21 protein-coding genes and 1 tRNA gene are annotated in these 22,348 nt (G+C 62.4%); 13 read left to right on the top strand and 9 right to left on the bottom strand.

Features of this window, described 5'->3' with window-relative positions; all coding sequences use genetic code 11:
* The 8 genes from ACFOWB_RS19820 to ACFOWB_RS19785 form a co-directional block, all read left to right on the top strand.
* Positions 1-666: tripartite tricarboxylate transporter permease (locus tag ACFOWB_RS19820; RefSeq protein ID WP_378148915.1), on the top strand; the 666-nt coding region annotated here is incomplete at its 5' end.
* Between the two features lie 11 nt (positions 667-677).
* Positions 678-2,336 carry a malonate decarboxylase subunit alpha gene (gene mdcA / locus ACFOWB_RS19815; RefSeq protein WP_378148914.1) on the top strand — a complete coding sequence of 553 codons (1,659 nt, stop codon included), beginning with the start codon at positions 678-680 and terminating at the stop codon, positions 2,334-2,336.
* Between the two features lie 5 nt (positions 2,337-2,341).
* Positions 2,342-2,656 (top strand): malonate decarboxylase acyl carrier protein, encoded by a 315-nt coding sequence (gene mdcC, locus ACFOWB_RS19810; protein WP_261404391.1) that lies wholly within the window; start codon positions 2,342-2,344, stop codon positions 2,654-2,656.
* The gene (locus tag ACFOWB_RS19805; protein ID WP_261404390.1) at positions 2,653-3,549 is read left to right on the top strand and encodes a biotin-independent malonate decarboxylase subunit beta; all 897 of its coding nucleotides are present in this window, start codon (positions 2,653-2,655) and stop codon (positions 3,547-3,549) included. Before mdcC ends, ACFOWB_RS19805 begins: the two co-directional genes overlap by 4 nt.
* Entirely contained in the window at positions 3,546-4,262 is a 717-nt protein-coding gene (locus ACFOWB_RS19800) for a biotin-independent malonate decarboxylase subunit gamma (protein WP_261404389.1), read from the top strand. The genes ACFOWB_RS19805 and ACFOWB_RS19800 overlap by 4 nt, the downstream gene beginning before the upstream one ends.
* A complete protein-coding gene (locus ACFOWB_RS19795; RefSeq protein ID WP_378148913.1) occupies positions 4,259-5,128 on the top strand; it encodes a triphosphoribosyl-dephospho-CoA synthase in 870 nt (289 codons plus the stop codon). The genes ACFOWB_RS19800 and ACFOWB_RS19795 overlap by 4 nt, the downstream gene beginning before the upstream one ends.
* The gene (locus ACFOWB_RS19790; RefSeq protein WP_261404388.1) at positions 5,119-6,039 is read left to right on the top strand and encodes an acyltransferase domain-containing protein; all 921 of its coding nucleotides are present in this window, start codon (positions 5,119-5,121) and stop codon (positions 6,037-6,039) included. The genes ACFOWB_RS19795 and ACFOWB_RS19790 overlap by 10 nt, the downstream gene beginning before the upstream one ends.
* A 536-nt stretch (positions 6,040-6,575) precedes the next feature.
* Positions 6,576-7,838, top strand: a complete 1,263-nt coding sequence (locus ACFOWB_RS19785; protein WP_378148912.1) for a tyrosine-type recombinase/integrase — start codon at positions 6,576-6,578, stop codon at positions 7,836-7,838.
* On the opposite strand, the gene ACFOWB_RS19780 is transcribed toward ACFOWB_RS19785, so the two are convergent.
* Positions 7,839-8,108, bottom strand: coding sequence for a helix-turn-helix transcriptional regulator (locus ACFOWB_RS19780; protein ID WP_378148911.1), 270 nt, complete (start codon positions 8,106-8,108; stop codon positions 7,839-7,841).
* Positions 8,109-10,210: 2,102 nt separating this feature from the next.
* Here ACFOWB_RS19780 and ACFOWB_RS19775 point away from each other — a divergent pair.
* A complete protein-coding gene (locus tag ACFOWB_RS19775; protein WP_378148910.1) occupies positions 10,211-11,344 on the top strand; it encodes a hypothetical protein in 1,134 nt (377 codons plus the stop codon).
* Here ACFOWB_RS19775 and ACFOWB_RS19770 read toward each other — a convergent pair.
* From ACFOWB_RS19770 to ACFOWB_RS19755, 4 genes are all read right to left on the bottom strand, one after another.
* Positions 11,341-12,414, bottom strand: a complete 1,074-nt coding sequence (locus tag ACFOWB_RS19770; RefSeq protein WP_378148909.1) for a hypothetical protein — start codon at positions 12,412-12,414, stop codon at positions 11,341-11,343. The genes ACFOWB_RS19775 and ACFOWB_RS19770 overlap by 4 nt on opposite strands.
* A complete protein-coding gene (locus tag ACFOWB_RS19765; RefSeq protein WP_261404385.1) occupies positions 12,411-13,004 on the bottom strand; it encodes a hypothetical protein in 594 nt (197 codons plus the stop codon). The genes ACFOWB_RS19770 and ACFOWB_RS19765 overlap by 4 nt, the downstream gene beginning before the upstream one ends.
* 61 nt (positions 13,005-13,065) lie before the next feature.
* Positions 13,066-14,745, bottom strand: a complete 1,680-nt coding sequence (locus tag ACFOWB_RS19760; protein ID WP_378148908.1) for a hypothetical protein — start codon at positions 14,743-14,745, stop codon at positions 13,066-13,068.
* 587 nt (positions 14,746-15,332) lie between these two features.
* Positions 15,333-15,422, bottom strand: a tRNA-Ser gene (locus ACFOWB_RS19755).
* A 226-nt stretch (positions 15,423-15,648) separates the two neighbouring features.
* On the opposite strand from ACFOWB_RS19755, the gene ACFOWB_RS19750 reads away from it, so the two are divergent.
* Positions 15,649-16,437, top strand: a complete 789-nt coding sequence (locus tag ACFOWB_RS19750; RefSeq protein WP_261404382.1) for an ion transporter — start codon at positions 15,649-15,651, stop codon at positions 16,435-16,437.
* Positions 16,438-16,441: 4 nt separating this feature from the next.
* Here the strand turns inward: ACFOWB_RS19750 and ACFOWB_RS19745 are convergent, their stop codons facing one another.
* Entirely contained in the window at positions 16,442-17,632 is a 1,191-nt protein-coding gene (locus ACFOWB_RS19745; protein WP_261404381.1) for an MFS transporter, read from the bottom strand.
* A gap of 97 nt (positions 17,633-17,729) precedes the next feature.
* Here ACFOWB_RS19745 and ACFOWB_RS19740 point away from each other — a divergent pair, with 97 nt between their 5' ends.
* From ACFOWB_RS19740 to ACFOWB_RS19730, 3 genes are all read left to right on the top strand, one after another.
* Positions 17,730-18,482, top strand: a complete 753-nt coding sequence (locus tag ACFOWB_RS19740) for an AraC family transcriptional regulator (RefSeq protein WP_261404380.1) — start codon at positions 17,730-17,732, stop codon at positions 18,480-18,482.
* A 158-nt stretch (positions 18,483-18,640) separates the two neighbouring features.
* On the top strand, positions 18,641-20,047 hold the full coding sequence (gene chrA, locus ACFOWB_RS19735) for a chromate efflux transporter (protein ID WP_378148907.1): 1,407 nt from the start codon (positions 18,641-18,643) through the stop codon (positions 20,045-20,047).
* 23 nt (positions 20,048-20,070) lie between these two features.
* Positions 20,071-20,850, top strand: coding sequence for a cobalamin-binding protein (locus tag ACFOWB_RS19730; protein WP_261404379.1), 780 nt, complete (start codon positions 20,071-20,073; stop codon positions 20,848-20,850).
* 19 nt (positions 20,851-20,869) lie between these two features.
* On the opposite strand, the gene arsC is transcribed toward ACFOWB_RS19730, so the two are convergent.
* The 3 genes from arsC to ACFOWB_RS19715 form a co-directional block, all read right to left on the bottom strand.
* Positions 20,870-21,235 (bottom strand): arsenate reductase (glutaredoxin), encoded by a 366-nt coding sequence (gene arsC, locus ACFOWB_RS19725; protein WP_261404378.1) that lies wholly within the window; start codon positions 21,233-21,235, stop codon positions 20,870-20,872.
* Positions 21,236-21,440: 205 nt separating this feature from the next.
* Complete coding sequence (locus tag ACFOWB_RS19720) at positions 21,441-21,749, bottom strand: helix-turn-helix domain-containing protein (protein ID WP_378148916.1); 309 nt, start codon at positions 21,747-21,749, stop codon at positions 21,441-21,443.
* A gap of 63 nt (positions 21,750-21,812) precedes the next feature.
* Positions 21,813-22,348 (bottom strand): hypothetical protein (locus ACFOWB_RS19715; RefSeq protein WP_378148906.1); only part of this gene is annotated, 536 nt, incomplete at its 5' end.

The raw sequence follows: 22,348 nt of genomic DNA, 5'->3' as shown, positions 1-22,348 counted from the left end.
AAGCGCGGCGACAATTTCGGCAAGGGCGAGATCGAGGGCGTGCTGGCGCCGGAGACCGCAGCGCACGCCGCCGGCACCGCCGCCCTCCTTCCGATGCTCGCCCTCGGCATCCCGGGGTCGGCGACGGCGGCCGTGCTGCTCGGCGGGCTGATGATCTGGGGCCTGCAGCCCGGACCGATGCTGTTCGTCGAGCAGAAGGACTTCGTCTGGGGCCTGATCGCGAGCATGTATCTCGGCAATGTCGCCGGCCTTCTGATCGTGCTCGCGACCGTGCCGCTGTTCGCCGCGATCATGCGGATCCCGTTCGCGATCGTGGCTCCGATCATCTTGGTCGTGTGCGCGATCGGGGCCTACACGGTCGGCAACTCGATCTTCGACATCTGGCTGATGCTGCTGTTCGGGGTCGTGGGCTACGTGTTCAAGAAGCTCGGCTTCCCGCTCGCGCCGATGGTGCTGGCGCTGGTGCTCGGCGACCGCGCCGAAGACGCCTTCCGCCAGGCGCTGCTCGGTTCGGGCGGAAGCCTCAACGTGTTCTGGGCCAACGGCCTCGTCACCACGCTCGTCGTCCTCTCCGCCATCCTCCTCTTCTGGGGACCACTCTCAGACCTCGTCGGGTGGGCGCGCTCGCGGGGGCAGGGCAAGCCGGCTCTCGGGGCGGCCGAATAAGGAGGCCCGCGATGCTCGAAACAGCCAAAACCGCACGCGTCTGGGACACGCTCGAACGCAGCTACCGCGCCCGCATCGAGCGCGGCGCGGCCTTCGCGGACGGCAAGACCGTGCGGCGGGATGAGATCGTCAGCTTCCTCGAAGCGGTGATCGAGCCCGGCGACCGCGTCTGCATCGAGGGCAACAACCAGAAGCACGCGGATTTCCTCGCGTCTTCGCTTGCGAAGACCTCGACGGACGCGATCCGCGACCTCCACATCGTCCAGTCCAACATCGCGCTGCCGCCGCATCTCGACGTGTTCGAGCGCGGCACCGCTCGCCGCCTCGACTTCTGCTACGCCGGCCCGCAGGGGTTGCGCATGGCGCGGCTCGTCGGCGAGGGCAAAATCGAGGTCGGGGCGATCCACACCTATCTCGAGCTCTACAGCCGCTATTTCTGCGACCTCACCCCGCATGTGAGCTTCGTGGCGGCCGACGCCGCGGACGCCGACGGCAACCTCTATACCGGCCCCAACACCGAGGACACGCCCGCGATCGTGGAGGCCACGGCCTTCAAGTCCGGCGTGCTGATCGCGCAGGTGAACCGGCTCGTCGACAAGGTTCCGCGCGTCGACGTGCCGGGCGACTGGGTGAGTTTCGTCGTCGAGGCCCCGAAGCCCCATTACATCGAGCCGATCTTCACCCGCGACCCCGCCGTCATCACCGAGGTGCAGGTGCTGATGGCCATGATGGTCATCCGCGGGATCTACGAGAAATACGGCGTCACCCGGCTCAACCACGGCATCGGCTTCGACACCGCGGCGATCGAGCTGATCCTGCCGACCTACGCGCAGGATCTCGGCCTCAAGGGCAAGATCTGCCAGTACATGTCGGTCAATCCGTGCCCGACGCTGATCCCGGCGATCGAGAGCGGCTTCGTGGAGTCGATCCACTGCGCGGGCTCGGAACTCGGCATGGAGGCCTATACGGCGGCGCGCTCCGACGTGTTCTTCACCGGCCGCGACGGCACGATGCGCTCGAACCGCATCTTCTGTCAGCTCGCCGGCCACTATTCCGATCTCTTCATCGGATCGACGCTGCAGATCGACCTCGAGGGCAACTCCTCCACCGCGACGCTCTCGCGCATCACCGGTTTCGGCGGCGCGCCGAATTTCGGCTCGGAATCGCGCGCCCGCCGCCACGGCAGCGAGGCGTGGCTCAAGGCCGGCCGAGAGCAGCGGCTTTCCGGCGAGATGCCTCGCGGGCGAAAGCTCGTGGTCCAGATCGTCGAGACTTTCGGCGACGGCATGTCGCCCACCTTCGTGGAGCGGCTCGACGCCTGGGAGCTGCAGAAGACCTTCGACATGCCGCTGCCGCCCGTGATGGTCTATGGCGACGACCTGACCCATCTCGTGACCGAGGAAGGCATCGCCAATCTCCTGCTCTGCGACACGATGGAGGAGCGCGAGCAGGCGATCCGCGGCGTCGCGGGCTATACGCCGGTCGGGATGAAGCGCGACCGCGAGATGGTGGCGCGGCTGCGCGAAAAGGGCGCGGTGCAATACGCCGATGACCTCGGCGTCGACAAGCGCTTCGCGACCCGCGACCTGCTCGCCGCCCGCTCGATCAAGGATCTCGTGGCCTGGTCCGGCGGCCTCTACGACCCGCCCTCCCGTTTCCGGAACTGGTAAGCCCGATGGAGCATCTCGAATTCGACTATGACGGAACCGGTGAGAAGCCTGCCCGCGCCTTAGCGCTGGCGGGCGTCGTCGGCTCCGGCAATCTCGAGGTCCTGATCGAAGCCGCCGACCTCGGCGGACGCTGCGCCGCGGTCGTGGACACCTCGGTGCGGGGCTTCGGCGAGACATGGCGGCAGGTTCTGGCCGACTTCTTCGCCCGCCACGGCCTGTCTGACGTGCGCGTGTCGATCAATGACGGCGGCGCGACGCCTGCGGTGGTGAGCCTCCGCCTCGACCAGGCCGCGGCCGAGATCAAGGATGCTCAGGCATGAGGGTCGCGCGCCACAGCTTCTACGAGGCGACCGCGCGCAAGCGGATCGACGGATTGCTCGACGCCGGCTCGTTCCGCGAGTTCTGCGGACCGGCGGCCCGCATCGTCTCGCCCCATCTGCCGGCTCTCGGCATGCCGGTCGCCTTCGACGACGGCGTGGTGGTGGGCGAGGGGACGATCGACGGCCGCCCCGTGCTGGTCGCCGCGCAGGAAGGCGGCTTCATGGGCGGCGCTGTGGGCGAGGTCCACGGCGCGAAGATCACCGGTCTCCTGGAGCGCGCGCTCGACGTGAAGCCGGACGCGGCGATCCTTCTGCTCGACACCGGCGGCGTGCGTCTGCATGAGGCGAACGCCGGGCTCGTGGCCATGGGCGAAATCCAGAGGGCGGCGCTCTCGGCCCGGCACGCCGGCGTGCCCGTGATCGTCGCGATCGGCGGCAAGAACGGCTGCTACGGCGGCATGTCGATCGTCGCGCGCTCCTGCGACTGGATCGTGGCGAGCGAGGAGGGGCGGCTCTCGATTTCGGGGCCCGAGGTGATCGAGACCGTCGAGGGCATCGAGGAGTTCGACGCGCAGGACCGCGCGCTCGTCTGGCGCACGATGGGGGCCAAGCACCGGAGGCTGATCGGCGAGATCGACGCGCTGGTGGCCGACGACGTCGAAGCGTTCCGGACCGCGATCCTCGGCTTCGTCGGCCGGCCGCGCCCGCTCGATCTCGACGCGCTCGAGGCCGAGCACGAGATGCTCTCGCGCCGGCTCGAGCGCTTCTGGGACTGCGCCGACGGCCGCGACGTCTGGGCGCGGCTCGGGGTCAACGATCCGGCCTCGGTGCCGGCTCTCGACGCCGCGGGCTTCAACGGGCTGGTGGACGCGCTTTCCGGAGGACGGCCATGAGCGGTGCCATCGAGCGGGTTCTCGCGGACCTTTTCGGCGATGGCCACGGCGTCGTCCGCGACGGCGGAACGCTGACGGGCGTCGCCCGCTTCGACGGCCGGACCGTTACCGTGGTGGGCACCGCCGATCGCGCCGTCATCGGGGCCGACGTCGCGCTGAAGCTCGCCCGCGCGGTGCTCGACGCCATGCGCGACGAGCCGGGCCGCCCGATCCTCGTGATCGTGGACAACGCCGGCCATCGCCTGAGCCGCCGCGACGAGCTGATGGCCAACAATGGCTGCATCGCCCATCTCACCCGCTGCCTCGACGCCGCGCGCCGCCGCGGCCATCGCGTGATCGGGCTGGTGCACGATCTTGCGGTCTCCGGCGGCTTCATGGCCACGGGGCTGTCGACCGACCTGTGCTTCGCGCTGCCGGGCTCGGAAGTGCGCGTCATGGCCCCGGCCGCGATGGCGCGCGTCACCAAGATCCCGCTGGAGCGCCTGGAAGAGCTCTCCGCCGCCAATCCGGTGCTCGGGCCGGGCGTCGAGAACTTCATCCGGGTCGGCGGCCTCGAAGGCGTCTGGGACGGCGACCTCAAGGCGCGGTTCCGCGAGGCGCTTTCGCGCCCGCTCGACGGGGCCGACATGCGGCGATCGCTTGGCGAGAGCCGCGGCGGGCGAACGGTGGCGGCGCGCATCGCGGCGAAGGTCAGGGCGGGAGCCTCCTCGTGACGGCGCTCGCGCTTTGCGGGCGAACCCTCGCGCCTGCAAAGGCCCGGCGGATCGATGATCTGGCGACAGCCGCGCTGGAGCAGGAATTGGCCTGCTATCCGAAGCCCGGCCTCGTCAGTCTCGTCGACACCGGCGCGCATGACGACATGGACGCCTCGACGTTTCGCGCAAGCATCGCGGCGCTGAGAGGCTATTTCGGCGAGATGGCCGAAGCGGGAGCCGCGGACGCCGATTTCGCCGTTCTGAACGTCGCCGGCCGGCGCGCCGAGGCGCGCATGTTCGCCGAGACCCGAGGCGTCAACACCCATCGCGGCGCTGTGTTTTCGCTCGGCCTCATCGCGGCGGCGGCGGGACGGGCGCGATGCTCGAATGCGGAGACGATCTGCCGGACCGTCGCGATGCGCTGGGGGCCGGACATATTGGCGGCGGGCGCCGCCGCGCGCGAGCCCAGCCACGGCGCGATCGTGCGCGCGCGCCACAAGGCGCCCGGCGCGCGGGAGGAGGCCGCAGCCGGCTTTCCGACCGTCACAGGCTGCGCGCTGCCGGCGTTCAGGGCCGCCCGCGCCGCCGGCGCCTCGCTGAACGACGCCATGATCGACGCCGTCTTCGCCATCATCGCGACGCTCGAGGACAACAACCTGCTCTATCGCGGCGGCGCGGAGGCGCTCGGCCGCGCCCAGCGCCTCGCGCTCGACTTTCTCGCGCGAGGCGGGATCGCGGCGCCGGGAGGACGCGATCGCGCGATCGGGATCCACCGGATCTTTGTGGCTGAACGCATGAGCCCGGGCGGCGCGGCCGATCTCCTCGCCGCGACGATGTTCCTCGCGGCGCTGGAGAGCGGCCCGGAGCCAGGCGCTTGCCGCTAGCGATCCTCTGCTCGGGACAGGGCGGCCAGCACGCGGACATGTTCGCGTCCGTGGCGACGGAAGCGGCGGCCGAGCCGGCGCTGCGCAAGCTTTCGGAACTGACGGGTTTCGCCGTCGCCCAGGGCCCGCTCACGGCCGGGGCCGACGCGCTCGCGGAGAACCGGACGGCCCAGCTTCTCGTCGTGGGCCACGCATTGGCGGCGCACGCCGTGCTGGCGGCGCAGGGCGTCGAAGCCGTCGTCTTCGCCGGGTACAGCGCCGGCGAGATCGCCGCACATGGCTGCTCGGGGGCGCTCGACGCGATCGCGACGCTCGATCTCGTGGCCGAGCGCGGCCGGGCGATGGACGCCGCCTGCGCGGGCGCGCCCCAGGGCATGCTGGCGACGATCGGCCTTAGGCTCGCCGAGGCCGAGACGCTGGCGGCGGCCGCCGGCGTCGCCGTGGCGATCGTCAACGGCCCCGACCATGTCGTGGTCGGCGGGCCGCTCGACGCGCTCGACCTCTACGAGGCCGAGGCCGCGCGGCGCGCGCGCCATGTCCGGCGGCTTGGCGTCCGGGTCGCGTCGCACACACGCTGGCTCGCAGCCGCCGCCCCGCGCTTCGCCGCGGCGATCGCGGCCTCGCCATGGCGCGCGCCGGCGGCGCCGACGCTTTCGGGCCTCGACGGTCGCGTCGTCCGCGACAAGGCCGCGGCCGCCGATCTGCTTTCCCGCCAGCTTCACGAGCGGCTCGACTGGATGCGATGCCTCGAATCCGTGTTCGAGTACGGCGCCACCGCCGTGCTCGAGATCGGCCCCGGCCGGGCGCTCACGCGGATGATCGAAGAAAGCTTCCCCCGCGTCGCGGCCCGCGCCTTCGAGGATTTCCGCACGCCTGCGGGCGCGGCGGCATGGGCCGTTCGGCAGCGCTGACTGAACCGACCGACTATCGCACGCCAGTCTCGGCCCGTCGCGCCGGGCGCTCCCGCCGGGGCGACGGATGTGGCGCTGCTCTCGCGGGGCGAGCGAGGTCTCGAAAACGCTCTGACCTCGTCGTCGGCGACCGTCGGCATGAGCATGTCGCGAGACGGGACCGCTTCCGCTCCAGCAGCTTGTCGAGCGTCGCGTCGGACGAGCCGTCGCGGAACGTCGGATCGCCCGCGATCGGGACATGGGCAGAGAACGGCTTGTTCTGACAGACGCGATCGACGCGACACGCCATTGGGCCCCGCATCGGAGGCGCTACCTGGACTCAGAGTGGTCCAGATAAGCCAACGATTTGAGCGTGGCGGTGGCGGAGAGGGTGTCCCCCTAAACCAGCTCTACCGGGCTCCTTGGGGCTGCACAAATCTGCTGGAAAATGAACGGTTTCCGGCGTATATTCTCATCATCAACTCCACTGAGCTCCGCCGAAATCGTCAGCCATTGTTTGGGCCGGCGTTGGGGCCGAGCTGTGCCTGAGGCATGCGATGATGCGGAAACTGAACAAGCTTAACGCGCAAAGGGTGAAGTCGCTCCTCAGCTGTAGCGATAGCAGCGATACACCTCGTCCACGTCGGTATGGCGACGGCGGATATCTCTACCTATCGATTTCGGCAGACCGCTCGCGACGGCGATGGGTTTTCCTCTACCGCTGGAAGCCCGCTGGAATAAGCGGCACTGGGAAATTGAAGGAACTGGGGCTTGGAAGCGCGACCACAATCGATTTGAAGCGCGCGCGGGAGAAGGCGGCGGAACTGCGGGGCTACCTAGATCGCGGGCTCGATCCCAAAGAGGCGCGAAAGCCCGCGGCAAAAATGCCGACGTTTGGCGAGGTCGCCGACACGTTCATCGAGTCGAAAACGCCCTCGTGGCGCAATCCGAAAAGCGCTGCGCAGTGGCAAATGACGCTGAGCGTCTATTGCGGCGCAATTCGCGATATCCCCGTGGACCAAATTACCGTCGAGCACGTGCTATCCGTGCTTCAGCCAATTTGGCTTAAAAAACCCGAAACGGCTCAACGCTTAAGAGGGCGAATTGAAAACGTTTTGGACTCCGCGCATCAGCGAAAATTTCGTAGCAGCGAAAATCCGGCTCGATATCGAGAGAGCCTGAAACACCTTCTCCCAATTCCCAAAAAACTCACGCGCGGAAATCACAAGGCTCTGGCAAAAGACGAAATACCGAGCTTTTACGCCCGGCTCGAAATGCTCGATTCAGTCAGCGCAATTTGTCTCAAGTATCTCATTTTGACCGCTGCTCGGAGCGGTGAGGCAATAGGCGCAAAATGGGATGAGATCGATCTTGGCGCGAAAACATGGACAGTGCCCGCGGCGCGGATGAAAGCCGGCCGCGAGCACTCAGTCCCGCTATCCGAGCAGGCCTGCGCGATTCTCCGAAAAATGGAGAAGCTTCGGAAAAGCGAGTTTGTGTTTCCCGGCGATAAGCCAGAGCGGCCACTGTCAGGAATGTCGCTAACGATGGTTATGCGTAGGCTGAAGGTCGATGCGACCGTTCATGGTTTCCGTAGCTCGTTTCGAGATTGGGCGGCCGAAAACGGCGTAGATTTCCATATGGCCGAGACAGCGCTCGCTCACACCGTCCGCAACTCGACGACCGCCGCCTATCTTCGAACTCAGCTTATCAACGAACGCCGTCCCATGATGAAGGCGTGGGCTGAATACTGCGCTCCTCTAGAGGCCCTCGCGCAGAGATCGAAAAAGCGACGTCTATCGTTGAACGCTGCCGCATAGTTAGACGAGCGGCTGGCCGCCCTCTTCAGATGTAACCGGTTCAGATGCGGGCCGCTCCTTTGTGGGGCGGCCCTTTTTGGCTTTTGCTTTGGCGGGAAAACCCAGCTCGATGAAACGAAGGACGCTATCAGCAGTGTATTTTGCCCTACGTCCAAAATAGATGCGATCCAGTATGCCGTCTTTGGCTAACTGAAATAGATACGACTTACTGAGCCCCGTTATCTCGACCAACTCTTTCATATCGTAAAGGCGTCTGCTTCGATCTGACATTGCTTTTTCTCCATAGAGAAAGCGCCATGCTTCCTACGAAGCGCCTTTACCCAATCCCAGAATTTGGTCTCGATCTCTCCTATACGTGAGAAGGATGGTCTATGGCATCACTGCAGAAGTGTTCGAAGCGAATACAGGTACGAGTCAATAAATCGGCGTTTATCGACTGCCTTCTGGCAACTGCAGAGGCGGCCGTCGTTTCTCCCACTCTGAATGCTGATAGCTTCGCACATCTAAGCGCATATCTCTCGAGAAGCCCAATTAGATTAAATGGCACACATGCGGTGCCACCATCGTTAACTTTTTCCGAAACGGGACTGGAAGTTGGGGGACTGCTGTGGGGAAATAGATCACGCAACGGCAAAACGGAGATAATTGAAGTTCAAAGAATGACACCAATTTCGGCTGTCAACCGCGGCGATGGTTTTATCGAATGGACGCCTACCTCTGTTGACCTCATGCGCCGGCTGGCCAAATCCGCGTCAGCTCCATGGTCCCTTATTGGCGATTTTCATTCCCATCCCTTGTTGGAAGTTCCAAAGAGCGAAATCGTCCGACGTCGCTTATTTGGGCCAAGCCGTCAGGATCGCGTCCACAAAATGGAGCCGTACAAACGTGGGTTGAGTCTAATAATGTCAATCTCGCTTAGGAGTCATCGCGAGAGAAAGGTTGCTACAACTCGCGGGATTTCTAATACGTTCGTTGAGATAGATGACTTCCAAATTTGGATGACTGCGTTCTTTTCAGCTTCAATAAAGCGCGCGCCAACTCCAAAGATAATGATCGAATAGACAATCAATCTCATATACAATTATCATCCGCTCTTACTCACTTTTTGAGAAAAGTGGTAAACTGAGAGGTTGCTGCTCAATGCCGCGACGACATCAACCGAGGTCCATTCCGGTCGACAACTAATTTCCGTCGAAGCTGCGCTTCCCTTCGATCATGGAAATCCAGTCAGAGGAACTTCACGGGCAAGCGTGCCCACTAAGATGCCTGAAGTACGACTATTGCATAGAGCCGACGATGAAACAGTTCGACACGCGCTATGACACACACACTCTTCCAGCTAATTTAGTAAAGGATGTGCAGATACGACATTAGGAGTCGGTACTTTGCACAGCGACATTATAATGCATTGGTCGAAATGGATTGAAGAACTTATTAGCCGCCCCGGCTGGGAGGCATATTTTGTAACTTTTCTATTTAAACCGATATCTGGGTCCGAGGAAATTGTTCTAGAATGCATGACGGCAGATGTCAGTTCGTTCTATGGCCACCTTTTGACAAGGTCAGTCAGATACCCTCGCGCACTTAGCTCAATTCCATTTCGACCTATTCTGCTCGGTGGCCCAGACTGGCCCGTGGCGAAATGCACAAAAACTGACATCCGAGGCTGGGAGGTTAATGACGGCGTACATATGCACGCCATATGCACGCTTTCAAAACGAAGTCGAAATAAAGGTGATCTGCTTACTTCTCTCGCAACGCGCGAGCGAGATTTTTTCTACGGCACCCGATTTTTGCGGAACGTCCATGTAGTCAAAATAAACCGCACACCGGAGCGGGTTGGCCCATACATCCTTAAATGCGCCAAGCGATTGATGCGGGGGACCGACAGCCTATGGATATATCCGCCGAGCTTGTCAGAGCCAACTCGAGGTGAATATCTCGGGAATGTCCAACTAATGAGATAAGGCGAACGTGGACCGTCAGCCGCGCAACCCCTTCGGCGAGTGACCTATCGTCGGATGTCAAACTTAGTAGCGGAAACGTCACCAACTTCGCCGCGAAATAACGTAGCTTTCCCGACGATTCGGAAGCACGCACCGGCTAGGACCGCCGCTGCGAAGGCGTTCGTCGTGATTGACCCCTTAACTAGTTCATCGTTAACGAACTGAAAATACAAACAAATCTACTATTGAACAATGGGTCATTTGCAGCCAAACGATTTTGCTCGTCTGAAGCCCTCTAGCGGGCATTTCGATCGGTGGACTGGCCGACGCCCGTTAGCCACCTTGGGCACGAATGCGGGCTCAGCACAGCTCCCTTTTCAGGGATGGCGAAAATTTAAGGAGGCGTTCGCGCCTGAGTTAATCGCTATGGCTGTTGCGGAACATCCAGCCAAGGTGCACCGCATTTTTGATCCGTTTGGCGGATCGGGAACAACGGCGCTAGCGGCTCAGTTTTTGTGGCTCGATGCCTCAACGATCGAGATCAATCCTTACCTCGCTGATTTGATCGAGGCAAAACTCAATGCGCCTGAGCCGGTTGAAATTGCCGGCGAGTTAGCGCGCTTGCTAAACACCGCTGACCGCCAGCGGAGTGATTTGGCCGTTTTCTTCCAAGGCGCGCCCAAAACGCTTATTGAACCCGGCGACAAGGGCCGCTGGATTCTCGGAAGAGAAATGGCACAGGAGGCCGCATCACTGTTGGACGCGCTGCCGGTCATCATTGACGATCGCATGCAGCGTCTTTTCCGTGTGCTTCTGGGAGCAGTGATCGTTGACAACTCGAACGCAGTAATTAGCGGCAAGGGGCGACGCTATCGAAAAGGGTGCGAAACTCGTTCGGGTACCGCCGCCCAACTCCGGATTTCGTTTATTGAAGCGGTTGCAAAAGCAGCCAAAGACATTGCGATGTATTCCGGGCAACGCTCCTCGCAGTACGATCTCTATCGGGGGGATGCTCGAGAACTTGTTAAGCGCATCGACGGTTTTGATGTTGCAATATACTCTCCACCTTACCCAAACTCTTTCGATTATACAGACGTATATAACATCGAATTATGGATGCTAGGTTATTTAACAAATTCAGACGAAAATCGCGCTCTCCGATCTGCAACACTTTCGTCTCACGTTCAGCTCAGTCGCTTGTATAAACCTGCGCCACGTGGATCAAGCAGCCTCGATTTAACGTTGGAGCGACTCGAAAAAGTTGCGCCGACGTTGTGGAATAAAAATATTCCTGCAATGATCGGTAGTTATTTTGCAGAAATGATCGGAATTGTAAGCGATATTGCGCGCAATGGAAGCTCTAGTGGACGGCAATGGCTTATTGTTGGCGATAGCCGATACGCCGGCATCGATGTACCTGTCGGAGAAATCCTTCTCGAACTATCTCGTTCGGTTGGGCTTACCAAATTGAGAAGTGATCCTTTCCGCTCTATGCGAGCCGCACCTCAACAAGGTGGGAGACCCGAGCTTCGAGAAACGCTTATCGTGCTTAGCAACTAAGCAGCACAACTGTCTCTATAATCATCCGCAGTGCCATACAGCGCTTCCAGATGTAAATTTAATTCGTCAGCCACAGCCGCGGCCGAATGCGGCGAATAGAGATCGTTTCCTCGTGCATCGATTTTGCGCATATCGTAGGTGACCAGCCACCCCTCTGTAGCCTCGAGTTCTTTACGATATTCGCGAATTTGCTTGTACCCCCGGGCTATATGTTTAACTAAAGCTGCGGCGGGCGTAGGCCGCCCTGTTGAAGAGAACGAACGGACCACTTTCAGTTCAACCGCTGCGCTGGTTTTCCATAGCCCAGCAGCCATTCTTTTCCGAATAACTATATCAACACGGCCACTTCGTAATGTGTGCTCCATCTCTATTTTATGATTGTCAATGAGTCGAGAGCTCAAGAAGAGCCACAACAGCTCCTGGATATTTTTTTCGGCCGCTTTCACAGGAATGTAGTTTGTCCCGTCAAGCCAAGTCCTTATCTGAGACTCTTGACAATTAGGAGTGACAACAAACTTTTCTGCAAACCGTTCTAATAAATTCAATACAGGGGTGGACTCTAAGTCTTCCTCTCCCACCTCAAGCCGAACAACCGATTCTTCAGCCTCAACTCCCGTTGGGTAGAAAGAGATTGTCCGCTTTGAAAACTCAATCGCTATGGCGGGTTGATTGCCCAGCCCGAGCGACTCGATTTCGTCCATGGCGTCGCCAAGCGTAGTGCCCGAAAACGCTCGCCTTCCGGCAGAATGAAGAGTCGAAGGCACCAACCAAAGGTGGCCCGCTAACTGAGGTCCTTTCTCGACATTTGCAACGCGATCAGCGCTCAACCTCTTGCGATCCTCCCTCAACTCGGAGGTTAGGACAAACACGGCAAAGTCACCATTCGCAACCTCAATAGAAATCGAGTTTTCTGTTGAAAGGCGATTGCGTGTGACGCGTACAACGCGCGTGTAAAACTGATCAACTGGGTCGATCGAAGAGTCCGGCTGTTCCCCATAACTTTCAAGCGCCACACGACGCATTTCTTCTATTGAAGAATTTCCTAAATCAAGCGAATTTGCCGACTTCATGAACGCAACACCGATGCTCGCTTCTCAAGCAAATGGATATAAAACTGAAGCTTTTCACCTCGGCTAGGTATCATTGATGTAGGAAGCGCCCGATCGAAGGCGTTAGCTACATTCAGCGAGTAATTGGCGTTCCGGTACTCCGCAAAATCGATTACGTCTCCACGGCCCGTGCGATTATCTGTCCATGTCACGTCAGACATCACTATGTGCGGTAGCTCATCGGCAAATGGAGAAACCGAAAAAGCTAGCGCCTTCAAAAAGTCTCTAACCGCTTTTTCGTCGGAGAAGACGTCCAACTTATCTAATAGCGGACGAGCAGCTTTATAATTGAGCCCGATCTCACCCTCAGCCACCCATTCCGAGTTAATGCACTTGGCCTCGAGCTTCGTTAGATCGACGAGCCCATTAAATATTAGAGTATCTAAGGCCTGCCGCACCTCAGGATAATATGGATATCCTTTCTTTAGTATCTTCCCGTCAAGTGGATCAACATCCCATAGCGGTGCAAGTAAATTGCCCAGATAGGCAAACCCATGGACAGTCCTAAATCCAACTGGCGCGAACCCGGCATGCTCGATGCCGTCGAGCATTTGGAGAACGCGCAATTGAACGCGCTCCGGAGATCGATCTATAGATTTCCGATTTGATCCTCTAGCGGTGCGCATCGGTTCCATCGACTTCTTGGTCCTGACCGTCAATAATCTTTTTGATAAAAGACTGATAGCGATCAGCATCCATAGTAACTGCAGCTGTTGGCGCAGCGTATTGTACTAGGTTCATAATCCGCTCTTTGCGAGCGTTACCTTTAGGAACACCTGCGAGAAGTGAATTTAAAAGATTATCATTTACAAGATTGGAAGTTACGACTACGCGATTTGCACTTCCGTTTTCAGGGGCAAACAATCGGAATTGTTCTCCCGCGCGTTCGGCAAATAAGAAATCAAGGCCAGCTTCCGGTGTATCGACGATAAGACAAGCTCCGGCGCTTTCAGATAGTATATTTAACACCGACATTCGGAATGCGATGTCAATATACTCTCTTTGAGAGAGTGAAACAGCTTCAGGAGCGCTGCGCAAAGTTTCACCAGCGACGGCTCCGCCAGACAGCGCAACTTGAAAAGATGGAAAGCGAAACCGAGCACCTTCTTGACCAATGCGTTCGTCCTGCCCAATGTAAGTGAGGTGGCAAGTTTCGCGCATGAATGCATTTGAGAATTTTGCAAAAAGATTAGCGATAGCGTCTTGTTGATCTCGAACTGTCTCTTCTAGGGTCTCAACCAAAGAACGAAGGTCCTGTTCGGCAAAACGCTGCTTATCCAACGCTTCATTCATAAGCTCACTGAGGGTCTCTACCGCAATGCGTCGACGTGTGACGTCGTCAGATTCAAGTGCCAAATTTCTGCGAAGCGCAAGTTGTTTCGATAAAATAGAATTGAGCTCACGCTCTGCAAGTTGCAGTTCTCTGATATTCGCTTGAATGTCTAACTCAATTTCTGACAGACGATTTGCGCTTGCTTCTGCCTGTTCGGCAGCGACTTTGTAATTTTTCGTAATGATATCGATTCGAGAACGATCGATATGCTCAATATTATTTGTCGCTGTAGGTGACGGGATCGGCTGTTCACAGTATGGACAAGAATTGTGAGTTATAGCGTTCTGAATTTTTTCAGCGAGCTGCGGCGCGTCTTGGCCACAGCATGCGCATTTCGTTTGTTCAACAATCCGTCCAAGCGCCAATTTCGCGACTGGCGGAATGTCCGCGAATAGTTGAGTAATTAGACGAAGTTTGGCTCCGTCGAGTTCGTTCAAAAGCTGATCGCGTTCATGTTCGGCTCGCATCCTGGAGCGACGCTCTTGAAGCTGTTCGTCTTCACAGGCTTCCAGCATTCGGCGTAGCTCGTCGCGGCGGTCAGATGTCGCTAAAGTTGTTTGTTCTGAAACATATAAAGCAGCCTGATTTTCATCGCGCGACTGCAGTGTGCGAACGGCTTCATCGAGAGCATGGCGTGCCTTATTAACTTGGACTCGCGTATTTCGCGCAGAACTGTCCGCCTCGACGATAATCCTCTGCAGCGACAACGTACGTTGCGCTTCGGCCGGCGTGGTCGATAGTGTGGCGCGAAATATCTGACGCTGAGCGCTTTCGTCCCAAACTAGAGAGCGCCTGTCTTCGAAAACAAAAACAAGGAATCTCAAAACTATAAGCACATCGAAAAAGCTTCCTGTGCTCATAAGTTCGGCGATCGTGGGTTGATAGATGTCCCGATCGTCATTGCCAATCGGCAACTGCTTGTCATCGACACAAAACGATACGAGTGCGAGATCGTCCAATCTACGAGTTATAACAAGTTTGTGAGAACCTAAGCGTAGTGATAACTCCGCCTTAGCCGATCGCGCTTGATCAGACACGCGCCTCGCGAATAGGCGGCGGTCTGCGATCATAACGGGCGCCACGTCGGGCTGCCCTAATTCCCCCTCGAGAGCTCGTCGATTTAAATCCCAAGGGCCCGTCAGCATGCGAAAAATGAGGGCGACCAATGTCGACTTTCCGAGACCATTCACGCCAATTAGCGCGTTCGGACCATCGCGAAAATTCCAGACAAAAGCGTCGGCCTCGTTCGGCCGATACAATGCGTAATCGGTGACCCTTAATGTCTGAAAGATTGGAAAGCTTACGGTTTGAGGCATTGGTACGCGGCGGCCCTTCGCAAAAGCCCATGAGGTACCGAAGGCTTAAGCCCTCGGTTGGCGGTCGTCTACCTGATCGCCGTTAAGCCAAAAGGCACAGCCCCCGTAACCAAGGCGACACAGAGCGCCCGCATGGGAGAGACCTCTTCGAGCAACGTTGGGGCCTCTGATTGGGCCGCCATCGCGCCGACAAAAAAAGATAAGATAAATCAATGCCTTAGAAGCGGCATTGGCGGAGAGGGTGGGATTCGAACCCACGGTACGGTTGCCCGCACAACGGTTTTCGAGACCGTCCCAATCGACCACTCTGGCACCTCTCCGCAAAGAAGATGAGGTCGTTTGGAAGGCGCTTCCCTTACACCGGGAGCGACGCGCCGCACAAGCGGTAAACGGGATCGGGCCCGACCGTTTTCGCAGATGCGGCCGAAGCGGCCCGGGCTCGCGCCATCGCGCCTTGACGCGCCGGGCCCGCGCCCGGACATAGACGCCGCGAAACCGCGCGCCGCCTTGCCCCGAATCCCCCGCGAACGTCTCCGAGAGCCGCCGATGTCCGTCCTCGCCCGCATCGTCGGCCATCCGCTGACCGAGCGCGTCATCCTGGTCCTGGTGGTCGTCAACGCCATCACGCTCGGGCTCGAGACCAGCCCCTCGATCATGGCGCGGTACGGCGGCCCGCTGCATCTGCTCGACCAGGCGATTCTCGCGGTGTTCGTCGTCGAGATCGTCGCGCGGCTCGCGGTGCGCCGGCTCTCGTTCTTCCGCGATCCCTGGTCGGTGTTCGACTTCGCGATCGTGGCGATCTCGCTGCTGCCGGCGACCGGCCCCCTGCAGGTGCTGCGCGCGCTGCGGGTGCTGCGCGTGTTCCGCCTCATCACGCTCGCGCCTTCGCTCAAGCGCGTCGTCGGCGCGCTCGTCGGCGCGCTGCCGGGCATGGGCTCGATCGTCGTGCTCTTGATGCTCGTGCTCTACGTCTTCGCCGTGATGGCGACCCATCTCTACGGCGCGGACATGCCGGAAAAGTTCGGCACGCTCGGCATCTCGCTGTTCACGCTGTTCCAGCTCGTCACGCTCGACGGCTGGTCGGGCGAGATCGTGAAGCCCGCGATGGAGACCCATCCTTACGCGTGGATCTTCTTTATCACCTTCATCCTCGTGAGCTCGTTCACGGTGTTCAACCTGTTCATCGGCGTGGTGGTGAACGCCATGCAGGCCGAGCACGACCTCGAGATCGCCGAGCGCACGGGACGCCCGCCGGTCTCGATGGACGATCTCATGCAGGAGCTGAAGCAGCTCCGCGCCGAAGTGGCGGAGCTGAAAGGCCGCGGCGGGGCCTGAAGGCTCACTCGGCCGGCAGCGGCGCAGGGGCCGCCCGCGCGACGCCATAGAAGGCGGCCGCGCAGGCGAGGATGACGGCCGCGATCGCGGCGGCGGCGGCGAGCGTCGCCGGAAAGCCGCCGATCCCGTGGGTCCAGGCGATGAAGGGCGCGGCGAAGCCGCTCGCGGTGAAGCCCAGGAAATAGCGCACGCTGTAGGCCTTGGCGCGCACATGGGCGGGCACGTAGCGCGCCACCATGGCGTCGTTCACGACCACCTGCCCGTAGATGCCCGCCATCGCCATCGCGAGGCCTGCCACGAGCGGGACGCCGACGCTCAGCGCCGCGATCGCGAGCCCGCAGGCCTGCACGCTCGCAAGCCCGAGGAAGATCAGGGGGAGGGGCTTGGTATCGAGCAGGCGGCCGACGGTGAGCTGCGTCAGCGCGCCGAACACGAACACGGCGGTGGCGAGGGAGCCGAGCAGCGCGAGCGGCAGGTCGAAGCCGAGCCGTTCGTCCAGCGCCTTCGGCAGCGAGATGGTGGTGACGTTGAACGTCATGCCGCCGGCGATGATGATGGCGGCGAAAAGCGCGAGCAGAAGCGCGGGACGGCCGGCGCCCGGCGCGGTCTGCGGGGCGCGGGCCGCAGAGCGGTCCTCGCCGTCATGCGGCACCATCGCGAGGAAGGCGACGCCCGCCGCGAGGCAGACGAGGCCGGGCGCCGCGAACGCCGCCCGCCAGCCGAGCCACGCGGCGATGAGCGCCGTGACGCCCGAGGCGAGGCCCGCGCCGAGATTGCCCCAGACGCCGTTGCGGCCGAGGTCGCGGCCGAGCTGGTCGGTGTGGCTGACGAGCATGGCCGAGCCGATCGGGTGGTAGATCGCGGAAAACACGCCGAGCACGAACAGCAGCGCGCCGAAGGCGAGCGCCGTGGTCGCGAAAGAGAGCGCGATCAGCGAGGCGCCGCAGCCGAGGAAGAACGTCGCCAGCAGGTTGCGACGGCCGAACTTCTCGGAAAGCCAGCCCATCGGCAGCGAGAACAGGCCGAAGGCGAGGAAGGCGCCGGTCGAAAGCCCGATCAGCGCGCCGTAGTCGAGGCCGAGATCAGGGCCGATCGCGATGACGGCGGTCGGATAGATTAGCAGCACGAAATGGTCGGCGGCGTGCGCCACGTTGACGAAGCGGATGGTGCGGCGCGACAGGTCGTTCGGGGCCATCGGGCGTCCTCGCGAAGTTTCGCTCCTCCATAGCCTTGACCCGCGCGCGGCGTCAGGCCGAAATCGGCGCCGATCGGGCCAAAGCGAGGTCGCGCCGATGCGCTCCGTCACCGCCGCCGACTACCAGGACGTGCCGCGGCCCGTCGCCGTGATGGACAAGGCGTTCGCGCAGGGATCGCGCACCGGCGCGCACAGCCACAAGCGCGCGCAGCTGCTGTACGCCGCCTCCGGGCTGATGACGGCGGCCGCGGCGCACGGCGCCTGGGTGGTGCCGGAAGGACATGCGCTGCTCATTCCGCCGGGCGTCGAGCATGAGGTGGCGATGCATGGGCCGGTCGCAATGCGCAGCGCGTATCTTGCGGCCGACGTCGTTCCCGAATGGCCGGCGCGGTGCCGGGTGCTCAAGGTCTCGGCGCTGCTGGAGGCGAGCCTCGCGGCGCTCGCCGAGGAGCCGGTGGTCTATGACGAGGGCGCTCGCGGCGGGCATCTCGCCGCGCTTATCCTCGACGAGATCGCGCGCGCGCCCGAGACGTCCTATGTCGCGCCGATGCCGGCCGACGCGCGGCTCCGCCGGCTTTGCGAGGCGCTGGTGGACGACCCCGCCGCGGCCGCCGGCCTCGACGACTGGGCGGTCGAGATCGGCATGAGCCGCCGCACGCTGACGCGGCGCTTCCGGGAGGAGACCGGGCTCAGCTTCGGCGACTGGCGGGCGCGGCTTCGACTCTTCGCCGCGATGGCGCGGCAGGCGCGCGGCGAGGAGGCGCGGGAGGTGGCGGCGGGCGTCGGCTACGCCGACCCGCGCGCCCTGCAGGCGATGATGCGCCGGCTCTCGCGCCAGACCGCCGGCTGACCGGGGCCGCCGGCCGGCTGACCAAAACGCGCATTGACGGGCGCCGTCGGCTCGGGAATTGTCCCGGCCTCGGGGCTCCTCGCGACCGCCCCGTCAGGCTAAGGCCCAAAGCCGGCCCAAGGATCGCGTCCAGAGTCCTCTCAAGGGGATGGACGCCTATGCCTGCGACCGCCGCCGCTTCGCCCCCGCCGTCATCCGCCGATCCGGGCGACGCGCTTCCGCCGCCCGCCGTCCCCTCGCTGCGCGAGGCTCTGGGCGTCTGGGCGCGCATCGGCTGCCTGAGCTTCGGCGGTCCTGCGGGCCAGATCGCGCTCATGCACAAGGAGCTCGTCGAGGAGCGCCGCTGGATCGGCGAGGAGCGGTTCCTGCACGCGCTCAACTACTGCATGCTGCTGCCGGGGCCCGAGGCGCAGCAGCTCGCCACCTATGTCGGCTGGCTGATGCACCGCACGCTCGGCGGCCTGATCGCCGGCCTGCTGTTCGTGCTTCCGGGCGCGCTCGTGATGTTCGGGCTGAGCGTCCTCTATGTGCTGTGGCGCGACGCGCCCGTCGTCGACGCCGTGTTCTTCGGCGTGAAGGCCGCGGTGCTCGCCGTGGTGCTCGAGGCGGTGATCCGCATCGGCCGCCGGGCGCTCAAGAACCGCGTGATGGTCGCGATCGCGGCCGCGGCCTTCGTGCTCATCTTCGTTTTCAAGGTTCCGTTTCCGGTCATCGTTCTCGGGGCCGCGCTCTTCGGCTGGCTCGGCGCGAAGCGCCGGCCCGAGCTGTTCCGGGCGGGCGGCCACGGCGCGTCGGGCGCGCCGCGCCATATTGGCGTGGTCGACGCCATGTTCGCGCGCGGCGAGCTCGATCACCTGCGCCCGAGCGGCGCGCGGGCGCTGAAAACGCTCGCGATCTGGACGCCGGTCTGGCTCGCGCCCGTCGGAGTCCTGTTCGCGTTGACGGGCTCGTCCAGCGTCTGGAGCGAACTCGGCGCGTTCTTCTCCTCGATGGCGATGGTGACGTTCGGCGGCGCCTACGCCGTCCTCGCCTATGTGGCGCAGGCCGCCGTCGACACGTTCGGCTGGATGCGGCCGGGCGAGATGGTCGACGGGCTCGGCCTCGCCGAGACGACGCCCGGCCCGCTGATCATGGTGACGCAGTTCGTCGGCTTCCTCGCGGCCTATCGCGCGCCCGGCGGGCTCGACCCGCTCGTCGCCGGCGCGCTCGGATCGCTGCTCGTCACCTGGGTGACGTTCGCGCCCTGCTTCCTGTGGATCTTCCTCGGCGGGCCTTATGTCGAGGCGCTGCGCTCCAACGCGGCGCTGAGCGCAGCGCTCTCGGCCGTGACCGCGGCGGTCGTCGGGGTCGTGGCCAATCTCGGTCTCTGGTTCGCGCTTCACGTGCTGTTTCGCGAGCAGACGTCGCTTGGCTTCGGGCCGGACCTCCCGGTCCTCGCCTCGCTCGACTGGCGCGCCGCGCTGCTCGCCGGCGCCGCGATGGTCGCGATGCTGCGGTTCGGCGTCGGCATGATCCCGACGCTCGCCGCTTGCGCGCTCGGCGGCCTCGTCCTCGCCTTGCCCTGACGCCTGTTCCGGAGACGCCTGCGATGCGCCGCTTCCCGCCCGAACGGATCGTCTGCCTCACCGAGGAGACGGTGGAGACGCTCTACCTCCTCGGCGAGGAGGACCGCATCGTCGGCGTGTCGGGCTACGCCGTCCGTCCGCCGCGGGTGCGGCGCGAGAAGCCGCGGGTCTCGGCCTTCACCTCCGCCGACATCCCGAAGATCCTGGCGCTCAAGCCTGATCTCGTGCTCGCCTTCTCGGACCTTCAGGCCGGCATCGTCGCCGATCTCGTCCGCGAAGGCGTCGCGGTCCACGTCTTCAACCACCGCGACGTCGCCGGCATCCTCGCCATGATCCGGTGCGTCGGCGCGCTTGTGGGGGCGGGCGAGACGGCGGCCGAGCTTGCGGAGACGCTCGAGGCGAGGCTGGCGCGGGTCCGCGCCGCCGCGGGGAGCGGGCGGCGGCCGAGGGTCTATTTCGAGGAGTGGGACGGCCCGCTCATCAGCGGCATCGGCTGGGTGTCGGAGCTCGTGGCGGTCGCAGGCGGAGACGACGTCTTTCCCGAACTCGCCGCCTGCGCCGCCGCCAGGGACCGCGTGGTCGCGCCCGAGCGGGTGGCGGCCGCCGCGCCCGACGTCATCCTCGCCTCATGGTGCGGCAAGAAGGTCGTGGCCGACAGGATCGCCGCCCGTCCCGGCTGGGATGCGATCCCCGCCGTGAAGGCTGGCCGGATCCACGAGATCAAGTCGCCGCTGATCCTGCAGCCGGGGCCGGCGGCGCTGACCGACGGCCTCGACGCCATCCTGGCGGCGCTCGCGGGATAGGGGCCGGGTCCCGTCGCTCCTAGAGAACGTCCTGCACGGTTTCGGCCGGCCGGCAGAGCCGGACGCCGCGCGGGGCGAAGACGAACGGGCGGTTGATCAGCACGGGATGCCGGATCATCGCGTCGAGGATCTGCTCGTCGGACGCTTCGCTAAGGCCGAGCTCCGCGAAGAGTTTTTCCTTCGCGCGGGCGGCGCTGCGGGGCGTGAGCCCGGCGGCCGCGATCGCCTCGACGAGGTCGGCTCTCGCAGGCGGGGTCGTCAGATACTCGACGACCGCCGGCTCGATCCCCGCTGTCCGGATCGCCGCGAGAACGGCGCGCGAGGTTCCGCAGGCGGGGTTGTGCCAGATCACGACCGCGCCGGGTGTTTCGTCTTGAAAAACCATCCAACCTCGCTCAGCAAAAATAGCAAAGCCGAGAGAATGAACGGTTTGCACCGATGATGCTCCACGCTCGCTCAGATTAGCCCTATTTCGTGTCGGCGCCTGCCGCCATTCGTTTCGCGGCAGATTGAACCGCGACGCCCATACGAAAATGGCCCCGCCGGAGCGGGGCCATTTGTGGAGTGAGTTTGGCCGTGTGAAATCTGGTCTAGGGGGTGACAGCCGTCAGGTCGACGCGCCGATAGAGAACGACGCCCGTATTGAACGCAGGTACGATGCCACGCCGAGTCTGTTCCCGCTGAAACGCATAAATGCTCGTTCCCGACGACCTGGCTCCTTCTGAAAGCGAAACGTAAGCCGCGGAAAATTCGGTGACTGCCAACCGCGACACGATCTTCATCGGCCGATTCGTTTTCGGATGACGACCATCGACCGCCGGCAAAACGCCCTTGTCGATAAGCGCGAGAACACCGTCCTGCGACACCCCGAGCAATTCGGCAGCTTCCTTGGTCGACAGGGCGTCGCGATTTTTCGTCAGGACCAGCTTCTCGACCTCTCGTGGATCGACAAGTACGGAGTTTTAACCGTGTATGCCGATGCGCTTGCCGATCCGCTCGAGCTTCCCGTCAAGAATGAGACGCAGAATGGCCCCGGCGCCGCAGAACACCCTTTTCTGGGCGGAACTGATGTTCATGAACGATGGATCGGCGCTGTAGCGCTCGTCAGCGCGTTCCATCAGGCGCTTGAGAAAGGCGTCCAGGTCGCGGGCGAGAATGGCATGGTCCTTGAGACCGCTGGCTCCCGATGGCATCCAGGGCTTTAGAAGACCTGACGCCACGAGTATGGGCTCGTGCGATTTTGGAGCGTTCAGGTACTTGAGCGCCTGCTGGTAGTTCATGCAGGCCTTGGCGTCCTGCAGGAACTGCTCGGACGCGATGGCGTCGAAGATCATCCAGTTGAACGGCAGATCGACCTTCTCCTCGATCCATCCTCCCTCGATCAGCATGAGCCGTAACCGATCACGATCCATCCGGTACTGGCGGCTGGCGCTCCAAACTGGTCTGCCCCCTGAGAAGTGGTCCTCCCTGATGTATGGCTTTTGGCCATGTGGAGGAC

The sequence above is a fragment of the Chenggangzhangella methanolivorans genome (assembly GCF_042648545.1).
Classification (GTDB): domain Bacteria; phylum Pseudomonadota; class Alphaproteobacteria; order Rhizobiales; family Methylopilaceae; genus Methylopila; species Methylopila methanolivorans.
The sequence above is the reverse complement of the archived record's forward strand: the minus strand, read 5'-3'. Positions and strand labels throughout refer to the sequence as shown.

What these genes read in the sequence shown, in the direction of transcription:
- mdcA (WP_378148914.1), top strand. Translation starts at nt 678, where the DNA reads ATGCTCGAAACAGCCAAAACCGCACGCGTCTGGGACACGCTCGAACGC.
- mdcC (WP_261404391.1), top strand. Translation starts at nt 2,342, where the DNA reads ATGGAGCATCTCGAATTCGACTATGACGGAACCGGTGAGAAGCCTGCC.
- ACFOWB_RS19805 (WP_261404390.1), top strand. Translation starts at nt 2,653, where the DNA reads ATGAGGGTCGCGCGCCACAGCTTCTACGAGGCGACCGCGCGCAAGCGG.
- ACFOWB_RS19800 (WP_261404389.1), top strand. Translation starts at nt 3,546, where the DNA reads ATGAGCGGTGCCATCGAGCGGGTTCTCGCGGACCTTTTCGGCGATGGC.
- ACFOWB_RS19785 (WP_378148912.1), top strand. Translation starts at nt 6,576, where the DNA reads ATGATGCGGAAACTGAACAAGCTTAACGCGCAAAGGGTGAAGTCGCTC.
- ACFOWB_RS19780 (WP_378148911.1), bottom strand. Translation starts at nt 8,108, where the DNA reads ATGTCAGATCGAAGCAGACGCCTTTACGATATGAAAGAGTTGGTCGAG.
- ACFOWB_RS19775 (WP_378148910.1), top strand. Translation starts at nt 10,211, where the DNA reads ATGGCTGTTGCGGAACATCCAGCCAAGGTGCACCGCATTTTTGATCCG.
- ACFOWB_RS19770 (WP_378148909.1), bottom strand. Translation starts at nt 12,414, where the DNA reads ATGAAGTCGGCAAATTCGCTTGATTTAGGAAATTCTTCAATAGAAGAA.
- ACFOWB_RS19765 (WP_261404385.1), bottom strand. Translation starts at nt 13,004, where the DNA reads ATGCTCGACGGCATCGAGCATGCCGGGTTCGCGCCAGTTGGATTTAGG.
- ACFOWB_RS19750 (WP_261404382.1), top strand. Translation starts at nt 15,649, where the DNA reads ATGTCCGTCCTCGCCCGCATCGTCGGCCATCCGCTGACCGAGCGCGTC.
- ACFOWB_RS19745 (WP_261404381.1), bottom strand. Translation starts at nt 17,632, where the DNA reads ATGGCCCCGAACGACCTGTCGCGCCGCACCATCCGCTTCGTCAACGTG.
- ACFOWB_RS19740 (WP_261404380.1), top strand. Translation starts at nt 17,730, where the DNA reads ATGCGCTCCGTCACCGCCGCCGACTACCAGGACGTGCCGCGGCCCGTC.
- chrA (WP_378148907.1), top strand. Translation starts at nt 18,641, where the DNA reads ATGCCTGCGACCGCCGCCGCTTCGCCCCCGCCGTCATCCGCCGATCCG.
- ACFOWB_RS19730 (WP_261404379.1), top strand. Translation starts at nt 20,071, where the DNA reads ATGCGCCGCTTCCCGCCCGAACGGATCGTCTGCCTCACCGAGGAGACG.
- arsC (WP_261404378.1), bottom strand. Translation starts at nt 21,235, where the DNA reads ATGGTTTTTCAAGACGAAACACCCGGCGCGGTCGTGATCTGGCACAAC.